Origin of the sequence: Cytobacillus sp. Bac17 (assembly GCF_024519925.1) — a bacterium.
Lineage (GTDB): Bacteria > Bacillota > Bacilli > Bacillales > Cytobacillaceae > Cytobacillus > Cytobacillus pseudoceanisediminis.
Genome location: NZ_JALJRC010000001.1, coordinates 1 through 12,176 on the forward strand (window position 1 = coordinate 1; position 12,176 = coordinate 12,176).

Annotated in this window: 9 protein-coding genes and 2 pseudogenes; 9 read left to right on the plus strand and 2 right to left on the minus strand. The window is 40.8% G+C overall.

The genetic code is table 11. From position 1 onward, the window contains the following. Window positions 1-217 precede the first annotated feature (217 nt). A complete protein-coding gene (locus NR125_RS00005) occupies window positions 218-1,015 on the minus strand; it encodes a hypothetical protein (RefSeq protein WP_019379952.1) in 798 nt (265 codons plus the stop codon). 132 nt (window positions 1,016-1,147) lie between these two features. Between NR125_RS00005 and pepF the strand changes: the two genes are divergently transcribed. The 9 genes and pseudogenes from pepF to htpG all read left to right on the plus strand — a co-directional run bounded on the left by pepF (window position 1,148) and on the right by htpG (window position 11,680). Then, on the plus strand, window positions 1,148-2,935 hold the full coding sequence (gene pepF / locus NR125_RS00010) for an oligoendopeptidase F (RefSeq protein ID WP_256814570.1): 1,788 nt from the start codon (window positions 1,148-1,150) through the stop codon (window positions 2,933-2,935). 406 nt (window positions 2,936-3,341) lie between these two features. Further along, a pseudogene (locus NR125_RS00015) lies at window positions 3,342-4,058 on the plus strand (glycosyltransferase); the annotation flags it as partial. A gap of 78 nt (window positions 4,059-4,136) precedes the next feature. Next, window positions 4,137-5,186 carry a selenide, water dikinase SelD gene (gene selD / locus NR125_RS00020; RefSeq protein ID WP_226280773.1) on the plus strand — a complete coding sequence of 350 codons (1,050 nt, stop codon included), beginning with the start codon at window positions 4,137-4,139 and terminating at the stop codon, window positions 5,184-5,186. Window positions 5,187-5,530: 344 nt separating this feature from the next. Next, window positions 5,531-6,433 carry a phosphate/phosphite/phosphonate ABC transporter substrate-binding protein gene (gene phnD / locus NR125_RS00025; RefSeq protein WP_009334640.1) on the plus strand — a complete coding sequence of 301 codons (903 nt, stop codon included), beginning with the start codon at window positions 5,531-5,533 and terminating at the stop codon, window positions 6,431-6,433. A gap of 11 nt (window positions 6,434-6,444) precedes the next feature. Next, the gene (gene phnE / locus NR125_RS00030) at window positions 6,445-7,200 is read left to right on the plus strand and encodes a phosphonate ABC transporter, permease protein PhnE (protein ID WP_034297068.1); all 756 of its coding nucleotides are present in this window, start codon (window positions 6,445-6,447) and stop codon (window positions 7,198-7,200) included. 12 nt (window positions 7,201-7,212) lie between these two features. After that, window positions 7,213-7,986 (plus strand): phosphonate ABC transporter ATP-binding protein, encoded by a 774-nt coding sequence (gene phnC, locus NR125_RS00035; protein ID WP_009334642.1) that lies wholly within the window; start codon window positions 7,213-7,215, stop codon window positions 7,984-7,986. Between the two features lie 38 nt (window positions 7,987-8,024). Further along, a complete protein-coding gene (locus NR125_RS00040) occupies window positions 8,025-8,636 on the plus strand; it encodes a polysaccharide deacetylase family protein (RefSeq protein WP_256814573.1) in 612 nt (203 codons plus the stop codon). 112 nt (window positions 8,637-8,748) lie between these two features. Beyond that, a complete protein-coding gene (locus NR125_RS00045) occupies window positions 8,749-9,684 on the plus strand; it encodes a phosphotransferase (protein WP_009334644.1) in 936 nt (311 codons plus the stop codon). 118 nt (window positions 9,685-9,802) lie between these two features. Further along, entirely contained in the window at window positions 9,803-11,680 is a 1,878-nt protein-coding gene (gene htpG, locus NR125_RS00050) for a molecular chaperone HtpG (protein ID WP_192908583.1), read from the plus strand. A gap of 49 nt (window positions 11,681-11,729) precedes the next feature. On the opposite strand, the pseudogene NR125_RS00055 reads toward htpG, so the two are convergent. Next, window positions 11,730-12,110: pseudogene (locus tag NR125_RS00055) on the minus strand (hypothetical protein). Between the last annotated feature and the right edge of the window lie 66 nt (window positions 12,111-12,176).

Here is a 12,176-nt window from a genome sequence, read left to right on the forward strand (position 1 = left end):
TGTCGATGCAGGCGATGCTTACTTTCGCTGCCATGAATTTGAAGAAAATGGCCAACTGGACTTGGCAAGGTCCAGAAATGGCCTAAATGATAACCTCGGAGAGGTCTGCAATTCTCTGTAATTACTTGAAGTCCTACAAAAAATCAAAAAAAGAGTTCGGAATGAGACTATTCCGAACTCTATTTGTCTACAAACTGAAAGCTAAGAGCGTCCACTCTTAGCTTTTTTTGATTTTTGAAGGATTATTAATCTTATATGTCACTGCTTCTTCTACAATGAATTCCTCGTCACAGTCTTTCCCTTTAGGCAGTTTCTTTTTAACAATTTTCCCATCAAATTCAAGGCTTTCCCCTGGCTTAAGTTCGAATTTCTTCAGCGTTTTTGAGTGGGAGCACCAGCCAAGTCCCACTTCAATCGGTTCATTCTCTTCAATGACAACATCTTCTAAGACGATGACTTCATCATTTTCTTCATTGAAATGGTTCCAGCTCAAGGCAAATTGTTTTACTTTAGCAGTAAAGTGGGCCTTTTCTGCTGGCAGTTCCAATGCAGGCTGTTTTTCCTTCTTGGCTTTTTTTGCTGAAGGCTTTGTCTTATTGCTGTTTTCAGACGGATTCTTAGTAACGTCTTCAGACTTCTCACTGTCTTTTTTAGGTGCTTCCTTTTCAGAAGGAGCAGAGAAACCAGCAGTCAATGCTTTTCCAAAGCTTGGCGACTGCATCTCTTTAAGATAAGCCGGGTGTATGCAGCTCAGATTTCCGTCCTGAAATTCGATTATGATTGTATAATAATCATCAGACTCACCGTATGCCTGATAACCTTTCACAGTTACAAGCCGCTGCTGTGATTTTTCTTTATACCAGAATTCCTTCTTAACTTCCCTTGTAGTTGATAAGCCCCATTCCCTGACTTTCTCTTCATAATGAGCATCATCCTGAAACGTTTCAAATTTCCCCACTGGAGGAAAATATACCGTATTGTTTGAGTCTTCAATATGAGGCAGAGTTATTGCCAATCCGTCCACATCCTTTCAAGATTATTTTAATGGCCGTTCATGATAAAATCAAAAATGAGGAAGGGTTTTTCCGATAACTTTTGAATATAGTTAATAAATGAATGACAGTTTTGCTGTAAAGGAGGCTATAAGATGAAGACATACAAAAACAGAAATGATGTTCCGCTAAATGAAAAATGGAATCTGGAAGACATTTATTCCAGTTTGGAAAAATGGGAGGAAGATTACCAGAGGATTGAACAATTAGCTGATAAGCTGAAGACCTTTGATGGGCAGATTCAAGATGGTTATTCCCTGTATCAATATCTTGAGCAAAAAGAAAAACTTTCTTACATATTTAATAAGCTATATGCATATGCGATGCTAAAAACAGATGAAGACACACGGGTGTCTGATTCACAGGCTTTTGTGGACAGGGCAAAGCAATTAGGCGTTAAAATCAGTTCTTCCACTTCTTTTTTTATGCCTTTTCTTTTAAGTCTGGATGAAGAAACCCTAAAAAGCTATATTGCTGAGGAAAAGGGCTTGAAATACTTTGAGGAAGATCTGCTCGAATCTTTCCGCTATAAGCCTCATGTCCTTAATAAGGACCAGGAAGAAATTCTGTCCCGCCTTGGCGAAGCACTTTCGGTTCCAAGTCATACATTTGGAATGATGAATAATGCTGATATAAAGTTTGGCGATGTAACAAAAGACGATGGCGAAAAGGTTGAACTGACACGCGGCATGTATGCAAAAATTATGGAAGAGGAAGACCGGGAAAAGAGAAAAGAAGCGTATAGGGCCTATTACCAGCCTTATGTGCAGCTAAAGAATTCCATTGCTTCCACCCTTTCTGCTGCGATAAAAAACAATGTGAGCATGGCCAAAATCCGGAATTATCCTTCAGCCCTTGAAAAAGGATTATTTGGAGATAAGGTGCCCAAGGAAGTATATGTAAATCTTATTGAGACCACTAAAAAAAATATCGGGGCAATGCATCAGTATACCAGGATCCGCAAGAAACAGTTAGGCCTTGACGAGCTGAGGCAATATGATTTGAGTGTTCCATTAGCAGAGGGTGTAAAACCTGATATATCATATGAAGAAGCTTATGAAACGATGTGTAAAGCATTGGAGCCTCTTGGAGAGGATTATATTAATATTCTCAAGGAGTTTAAGTCAGGGCGCTATATTGATGTGCGGGAAACTCCAGGGAAGCGGTCAGGGGCGTATAACCTGGGCATCTACGGCGTTCATCCCTATATCCTCCTGAATCACCGGGATGATCTGGACAGCCTTTTCACACTTGCACATGAATGCGGACATGGTGTCCACAGTAAGCTGAGCTCTCAGCACCAGCCGCAGATTACCGCCCGATATAGCATCTTTGTAGCGGAAGTGGCTTCAACAGTAAACGAAGTGCTGCTGATTAATTATTTGCTGAACAGGGAAAAGGATAAACAAGTCCGCAGGCATCTCCTTAATCATTTTATTGATCAGTTTAAAGGAACCTTCTTCACTCAAGTCATGTTTGCTGAATTTGAGATAAAAACGCACGAATTAGCTGAAAAGGGAGAACCGCTTAACGCTGAAGTTTTCAGCGGAATCTATGAACGCTTATTCCGCGAATATAATGGGGATGAAATAGTCTTTGATGAAGAGGTAAAATTCGGCTGGGCTAGGATCCCTCATTTTTACCGTCCATTTTATGTTTATAAGTACGCTACCGGATTTGCGTCTGCCATTCATTTGGCAGCGAAAATTCTTGAAGGGGACAAAGAAACGCTGCAAAGCTATCTTGAGTTCTTAAAAAGCGGAAGTTCCGATTATCCGCTTGAGCTGTTAAAGAAAACCGGAGTGGATCTGACTTCCCCATATCCAATTGAAAACTCACTTCGGAAATTCAGAGAACTTGTAGAAGAATTCGGAAACCAATAGAAGAATCCGGCCTGTTTCTTGCCTTAGAAACAGGCTTTTTTACTGTCATAATTAAAAGAACAGCTAGCTGAAATACAATTAATGGACAGGATGAAATATTCCTGCAATAATTGATGCAAACTTTAATTAAAACGAAGATAGTGCAAATATAATTGTGAAGGATGAAAGGATGAAAGTAATACTGGCAAGCCCAAATTTTCACCAGGCAAGAGGAAATACGGTTACCGTTCAGCGTATTTCTGATGGACTTAATAAGCTTGGCATCGAGACTAAAATCATTAATATCACAAACGATTACGAATTCACCTACCTGCCAAAAGCTGATATTGTGCATGGCTTTAACGCTTACAGGTTTGGCCAATTTATTAAAAGGCTTGCTAAAAGGCCTGAAAGATATGTCGTAACCATGACAGGGACGGACTTAAATATCGATCTTTATGATCCGGAAAAAAAAGCCGTTGTTTCGGAAACCATCCTCCATGCCGAAGCTATACACGTATTTGATGATGAAGCCAAGCTGGTACTCTCAAAAGAACTTCCCGAAGCAAGAGATAAAATCAGCGTTATCCATCAGGGCACTGTAATATTTCCTGAACCTGGAGGTGATTATAAGAAAGAACCTGGCACTTTTTTATTTTTGCTGCCGGCAGGGATCCGCAAGGTGAAAAATATTCCTTTTGCCATAGAAAAGCTTAAAATCATTTACGAAAAAAATCCTGAGATACGACTTTGGCTGGCGGGCCCTATTATTGAAGAAGAAGAGGGGTATATTGTAAAGTCCCTTGCAGAAGAGAATAAAGAGTGGATTCAATATCTTGGTCAAATCCCCCATCATCATATGGGGGAACTATACAGGCAAGCTGATGCCGTATTGAATACATCCCATTCTGAAGGCCAGCCTGCTGCTATTTTAGAAGCAATGGGATATTGCCTTCCAGTACTTGCAGCCAATAACCTGGGAAATCGAAATATCATTGACCATCAGGAAACCGGTTTAATCTATACAAATCCGGTCGAATTTCTTGATTATGCAGACAAACTAGTGAATAATTACGAGTTGAGGATAAAATTGGGGCGTGCTGCCAAATTCTATGTTGAATGCAGCCATTCTTCAGAATATGAAGCTAAAACACTTCAAAAAATGTACAAAACCATTTTAGAAAAGTCCCAAGTAAATAATCATAGGCAAGGAGAGAGAAATATGTCGAGAGAAGAAATCATAAAACTAACTTCTTTATCTACAAAAGGCGGCTGAGGATGCAAAATTGGTCCTGAAGACCTGGCGCAGGTTCTGCGTCATTTGCCAAAGTCTGTACCTGACCCCAACCTTTTAGTAGGACTGGATACTTCTGATGATGCAGGTGTATATAAAATAAATGATGAAACTGCCCTGGTGCAGACACTTGATTTCTTTACTCCTATCGTGGATGACCCGTATATGTTCGGGCAGATTGCCGCAGCCAATTCACTTAGCGATATTTACGCTATGGGCGGAAAGCCGATAACCGTTATGAATATTGTAGGTTTTCCAATCAGCAAATTGGATAAAAACATCCTTGCAGACATTCTGGCTGGCGCATCAGATAAAGTTAGAGAATCCGGTGCTGTTTTAGTTGGAGGGCACTCCATTGATGACCAGGAGCCAAAATTCGGTTTATCTGTGACTGGAACAGTACATCCTGAACGAGTTAGAACAAATGCAGGAGCCAAACCTGGTGACAAACTGATTTTAACCAAGCCGATTGGCGTGGGCATTCTTACTCAAGCGATTAAAAGGGATATGCTGGATCAGGAAGGAATTGACCGTGTAATGGAAGTCATGGCTGCCTTAAATAAAGACGCAGCTGAAGCTATGGATAACTACCAGGTCAATGCCTGTACAGACATTACCGGTTTTGGCCTTCTAGGCCACGCAATGGAGATTGCGGAAGGAAGCGGCACAGGCATTACCATTGAAAGCAAAGCCGTTCCAATCCTTCCAAAAACAAGAGAGCTTGCTGAACAGAATATTATTCCTGGAGGCTCCAAAAAGAATCATAAATGGCTGTCCGGCCGAATTCAATATGAAAATATTGATGATGTGGACCAGGTGATCCTTTGTGATGCCATCACTTCAGGGGGACTTTTAATAACCGTTCCTGAAACAGAAGCTGAATTGCTCCTTAAAGATCTTAAGGTAAAAGGAGTAGAATGGGCTTCCATCATTGGGACTGTCACAGATCAGAATCCTGGAAAGATTACTGTTATCTGAAAAAAGGACTCGAAAAGAGTCCTTTTTTACCTTTACAAAATTAAGGCTGTTTTCGTTAGAGTTTTTACTTGCAACTAAATCTAACAATAGAGTTGATTGTAGCGGAGGGCATTTGATCCTCGAAAATGCATCCGCATTTCTTCGTGCGGTGTTGATTCAGGGAAGTTTATTCAATGTCCTGCGGGAAGCCAGGGAAGTGAGAGGCGCAGGCGTAGCCGAAGAGGATCTCATCTCTCCCCGCGGGTTCGCTGCGTGCATGCAGCCAAAGATCAACGAACAATATTCACAAGCTAACCGACATTTTGTAGCAATAGAGCCAAAATCAAAAACAAGGAAGTGCAAACATGAAAAAATTCTTAATGCTCATAACTATCTTTTCACTGATGCTTTTGTCAGCATGCGGCGGAAATGAAACAGATAACACAGACGGAAACGGAAAAGAACAATCGAAAGAAACGTTCACCATTGGGGTCATTCCAGTTCAAACAGAGGGATCCATGGAAGCTGCCATGGAGAAACTTCAGTCCACTTTATCTGAAAAACTCGATAGGGATGTAGCTGTCGAAGTATATCCGGATTATAACGGGGTAGTGGAAGCCATGAACTACGATAAAATTGATATGGCTTATTTCGGCCCGTTAACATATGTTGTTGCACATGAGAAGAGCGGCGCAAAAGCCATCATTACACAGCTGATTGATGGAGAGCCATTCTATTATTCATATATCATCACACATAAAGACAATCCATGGAATTCACTTGAAGATTTACTGAAAAACAGCAGTGAATCTGACTTTGCTTTCGGTGATATCAATTCAACTTCAGGATCTCTAATCCCATCCATTGAATTGAAGGACCGCGAAGTTTACAAATCAGAGGACGACCACAGCTTTAAGTCCGTCAGATTTACAGGCTCGCATGATGCTACTGCATTGGCAGTTCAAAATAAGCAGGTTGATGCAGGTGCGATCGACAGCGCCATTTACAATCAATTAGTGGATTCAGGAAAAGTAGATGGAGATCAGATTAAAACGATCTGGAAATCAGAAAAGCTTTTTCAGTACCCATGGGCTGTACATGAGAACACCGATGAAGAAACGATTAAAGCATTAAAAGAAGCATTTCTGGCGATTGAAGACCCGGAAATTCTGGATGCTTTCGGGGCAAGCGGATTTACAGAGGCAAGCAATGAAGATTATGAAAGCATCCGCCAGGCTGCCCTAAAAGAGGGACTTATTAAAGAATAGGGCTGATAAGATTGTGGTTTAAAAAACGCAGCATATTAACATATTTCGTGTTGGCTTTATTCGTTTATCTTAGCATGAGGCTAACGGAATTCGATTTATCGAAATTCAAAGACTTCCGCAATATGATTGACTTTCTGTCCCATTGGTTCCCGATGGATTTTTCTCTTCTTCCAAAGATACTTGAAGACAGTCTGGAAACATTGGCCATGGCTTTTTTGGGAAGCTTTTTCGGGCTTATCATCGGACTCCCCTTAAGCTTTATGGCAGCCAAAAACACGTCCGGCTCTAAACTTATTTACCATTTAACCAGAGTCAGCCTCAGCTTTGTCCGTTCCATCCCTGAAATTGTTTTCGGTCTGATTCTTCTTACGGCTCTTGGACTTGGTCCTTTTCCTGCTGTCCTGGCCATTATGTTTCATAATATTGGGGTTCTGGGAAAACTGATCTCAGAACTCATTGAAGCATCCGATCCCGGCCCGCAGGAGGCCATGAAAGCAGTTGGTGCTAAAAGCTGGTTTGCTTCCCTGTTCAGCATCCTGCCTCAAATATGGCCAAATGTATTGTCGAATTACTTCTACCGGTTTGAGGTTGCCATTCGAACTTCTCTTATATTGGGGTTTATTGGCGGTGGAGGTATTGGCCAGAGACTTTTTAATGATTTTAAAACATTCCAGTACAGTTCAGTTTCGCTCGATGTACTGGTTATAATGATCATCGTTGTTCTTGTGGATCTTTTCGGAAGCTATGTTAGGAACCGAGTGATATAAAGGAGGCCTGAAATGCTTGAGATTCGAAATATAACAGTCCGTTATCCCGGCATGAAGCATAATGCCCTGAATTCTATAAACCTGACCATTCATCCTGGTGATTTTGTTTGTGTGTTAGGTAAAAGCGGTGCTGGAAAATCCACTTTGATCCGCTGTTTAAACGGCTTGCAGACACCATCATCCGGGGAAATCATCTGGGATGGCCAATCCTTTTCTGCACTGAGTGATGAACAGCTTCGAAAAATCCGCAGGGAGATGGGAATGATCTTTCAGCATTTTAATCTAATTCCCCGATTGACTGTACTGCAAAATGTTCTGACAGGCATGTTCGGCTTCAGGAGCAGCTTCAAGAATCTTATTGGATGGTTCACAGATGAAGAAAAGGCACAGGCTAAACAAGTCATTGCAGAGGTGGGCTTAGCCGATTTTGCCGATCGCAGGGTCGAGCATCTTAGCGGAGGGCAAAAACAGAGAGTTGGCATTGCAAGGGCTCTCCTTCAAAATCCAAGTTTCCTTCTAGGCGACGAGCCTGTTGCAAGCCTGGATCCTGGAACTTCAGACCGGATATTCAGCTTGCTTCAGGAGATGCATGAGCGGCATAAGCTTCAAACCATTATTAATGTCCATGATGTTCAGTTAGCTAAACGATATGCAACCCGCATTATCGCTTTAAAAGATGGGGAAGTCGTTTTTGATGATAAACCAGAGCAGTTTACAGACGATATGTATGTATTTACATATGATGCAGAAAGTTATGGCGAGAAATCATATATCCGTTCTACTTAAAAAAGGAGGCAGAGGAAATGGCCAATTGTCCATGAGTTGTGGATAGCTCGAACGTCGTGTACGTTTCGAATGACCCTGATATCAAACTATTTAATGAGGGCCATGCATCGAAGAAAACAGTGGTGTTGACCTTTGATGATGGACCCGGTAGAGTTCTTCCGGAAATATTGGATATCTTGAAGAAAGAGAATATTCCAGCTGTATTCTTCTGGCAATCCAGGCTTTTATACCCTCAGCGTCCGTGGAAAAGAGTCATAGAAGAAGGTCATCAGATAGGTACCCACTCTTCAAAGCATTCCAATTATGTTAATTTGAGTCCACATGAACAAGTCCAGGATCTCAGCAGCAGCAAAACTAAGATTGAGTCGATCATCGGCCAGGAAGTGAAGCTATTTCGGCCCCCATTTGGGCAGTACAATGAACACACTATAGCCGCAGCCAAACAGCTTGGGCTATCAACCATCATGTGGAGAATCTCGGCAATGGACTGGGAGCTAAAAGAACAGCCTGAACAAATTATCGCAAACGTCATAGAGAACCTGGAAGAGGGAGCGATCATTCTTTTGCATGAATTAACCCAGACTGTTGAAGCTCTCCCTGCTTTAATTGCTGAGATCCGAAATAAAGGCTATGAATTCAGTTTGCTCTAAAAAGTATCCTTGCGCAGGATACTTTTTTTGTGCAGTGAAAAAAGCAGTATTTTTTTAAAGCAGATTGATATATATTGTGGAGATAGGATGCCTATTAAGGGGGAGCTCCAGCTTGTTTACTAATATTGTGACTGAAAACGGGACTCTAAATGACCGTTACATTTTAAGAAGAGAGAACTTATATCAGGGAGCGAACGGCCGGTTTGTCGAGCGTTTTTTTATTGATGCGTCAAAAAGCTTTATTTTCAAACCTCTGACAAACAATACTCAGCTGGGAAAAGAAGTGTGGATTTTTGAAAATGTACTGTCAGAACTCCCGCTAAAGTTTCCAAAAATCCTGTCGTACTCCGTCCAAAACAAACTAAGCGATAATTGGATTATTTTAGAAGACCTTGGCACCATTACACATACATTTGATTCAAATATTGCACTGGAACTAACTGCATTAATGGCCAAATGGCACTCTCTGCCCGCTGAGCGGTTTTCCCATGCACAGCTGAAAGGTCCTAAACCGCCTATTGAGGAGATGGCAGACCAAATCCTGCAGAACAAAGAGAAAGTGTTTTCTATTTTCAAGTTACATAATATTTCAGATCGTTTAGGCAATAAAATTTTCAGCGCATTTACCAGTAAACCCTTTTCCACTGTGAAAGTTCTTTGCCATGGGGATTTGCACCAGGGGAATTATGGGTATGCGGGCGATAAGACGGTGGTTCTGGACTGGGAACATTGCCACATGAACACACCTTTTTGGGATTTGTTTCATTTAATCGATATTTCACATCCGGATTTCCCTAAGCCTAATAACCATACTATGCGAAATATGATTCTGGACTGTTATTGTAAAGAAATTCAAATTTCTGCTCCAGACAGGGAGAAGTTCAAACAGGAATATTATGTGTTTTCAGCTGTTTTTTCGGTTTGGATGATGATGCTAATACAATCAGATCTGGACAATCAGAGAGCGAAATGGACTCCAGAACAGCTGTCGAGGCAATTAAAAGAGACAATACACAATCTTGTTGAATGTGCAGAAGAAATCATTTAGAACGAAAGTCAGTTCATGCTGATTGACACAAATTGACTAATATGATATTTAAATATTGTTTAGCACTCTTAAGGTTTAAGTGCTAATGTAATGAAAATTTGAAAGGGGAGAGACTAACATGGAAACGAGACAGTTTAAGGCAGAATCCAAGAGATTATTGGAAATGATGATCAACTCCATTTACTCTCAAAGAGAGGTGTTCCTGAGGGAGCTTATTTCCAACAGCAGCGATGCGATCGATAAGATCTACTATAAAGCACTTACAGACGATTCCTTAACGTTTGACAAAGAGAGTTACTACATAAAGGTCGTTCCTGATAAGGGAAACAGAACATTAACAATCAAAGATACTGGCATTGGAATGACAAAGGAAGAGCTGGAAAATAACCTTGGCATCATTGCTAAAAGCGGTTCTCTCGCTTTTAAGAAAGAACAGGAGATTAAAGATGGCCATGATATTATTGGCCAATTCGGAGTAGGATTTTATGCGGCATTCATGGTCGCTGACGTTGTAACTGTGATCAGCAAAGCCCTTGGCAGTGAGCAGGCGTACAAATGGGAATCACATGGGGCGGAAGGATATACGATTACGCCATGTGAAAAAGAGGCAGTCGGTACTGATATTATCCTTAAAATAAAAGAAAATACGGAAGATGAAAGCTTTGATGAATACCTCGAAGAGTACCGCTTAAAATCGATCATAAAGAAATACTCAGACTTCATCCGCTATCCAATTAAGATGGATGCAGCAATCAAAGAACCAATAGAAGGTGCTGAGAATGAATATAAAGAAAGCACCGAAGAGCAGACCATCAATAGCATGGTTCCGATTTGGCGGAAAAATAAAAGTGAACTGACAGACGAAGATTATGAAAAATTTTATCAGGAGAAGCATTATGGCTTTGACAAGCCGGTAAAGCATATCCATATTCATGTGGATGGCACAATCCGCTATAATGCAATTTTATATATTCCTGAGAATATTCCATTTGATTATTATTCAAAGGAATATGAAAAAGGCCTGGAGCTTTATTCAAATGGCGTATTAATTATGAATAAGTGCGGAGACCTTCTTCCAGATTATTTCAGTTTTGTAAAGGGGATGGTGGACTCTGAAGATTTATCACTTAACATTTCAAGAGAAATGCTCCAGCATGATCGGCAGCTGAAGCTCATTGCTAAAAACATCAGCAAAAAGATAAGAAACGAACTTCAAAGCCTGATGAAGAATGAGCGGGAAAAATATGAAAAATTTTATAAGTCGTTTGGAAGACAATTAAAATATGGTGTATACAGCGATTTCGGAACCCATAAAGAAATGCTCCAGGATTTATTGATGTTCTATTCTTCAAAAGAAAAGAAACTGGCATCACTTGATGAATATATATCAAGGATGAAGGATGACCAGAAATATATTTATTACGCAGCAGGAGAGTCACATGAAAGAATAGAAAAACTACCACAAACTGAACTTTTGGCTGACAAGGGTTATGAAATACTATATTTTACAGAAGATATTGACGAGTTTGCCATTAAGATGCTTATGACCTATAAAGACAAGGAATTCAAGTCTGTATCAAGCGGCGATCTCGGCATAGAGAATGAGGATGAAAAGGTATCCGAATCAGAAGAAAAAGAACATAAGGAATTGTTCAGCAGCATGAAAGAAATTTTGTCAGGAAAAGTGACGGATGTACGAATTTCCAAAAGGCTTAAAAGCCACCCGGTTTGCCTGACAGCTGATGGAGAAGTTACCATTGAAATGGAAAAAGTCCTTAGCAGCATGCCGGATAATCAAGACGTAAAAGCAAATAAGGTTTTGGAAATCAATTCAAACCATGAAGTCTTCCAAGCCTTAAAAAATGCTTTAGAAAACGATAAAGACAAATTAAATCTGTATACAAACCTCCTATATAACCAGGCTTTGCTGATAGAAGGCCTTCCGATCAGTGATCCTGTTGAGTTTACGAATGATATTTGCAAAGTAATGGTTTAACATACCGTTTTAACAGCCCGAATCAATCGGGCTGTTTTTTTGTACTCAACTATTGCTGGCGGAAAGTTCCTGCATAGTTGAATTGAGAACCAGTCTGAAATTGGCTCTGGCTATTAAAAGGCTGCTGCATTGCTGAAAGACTTCCTCCAGCCATTTCTTGCCCAGTAAGCTGTCCCTGCATTTGATTGCAAATGTGTACGACTTCCTGGCATCGCTGAATGGCTAAGTCATGGCTTTGCAGGCTTTGTTCAATTAATTGGGCAGCCTGCTTTTCACGCTGAAGAATCTGCTCAAGCATCTGAATGTTCTGCTGTTCCTGCTACAGCATCATACGATATTGCTGGCTTCCTTGCTGTGTCTGCTGAATCAGCTGCTGAGCTAGCTGCCTGGCTTGATTTGCCTGCTGTACTCCATGTTGAGTTGTATGCATATTAACAGCCTCCTAATAATTATTCAGGGACATTTGCCCCTTTGATCTATTTCACTTTGCCCATCA

Bases quoted from the DNA above. Each gene is read 5' to 3' on its own strand.
- pepF (WP_256814570.1), top strand. From the start codon at position 1,148: ATGAAGACATACAAAAACAGAAATGATGTTCCGCTAAATGAAAAATGG.
- htpG (WP_192908583.1), top strand. From the start codon at position 9,803: ATGGAAACGAGACAGTTTAAGGCAGAATCCAAGAGATTATTGGAAATG.
- phnD (WP_009334640.1), top strand. From the start codon at position 5,531: ATGAAAAAATTCTTAATGCTCATAACTATCTTTTCACTGATGCTTTTG.
- phnC (WP_009334642.1), top strand. From the start codon at position 7,213: ATGCTTGAGATTCGAAATATAACAGTCCGTTATCCCGGCATGAAGCAT.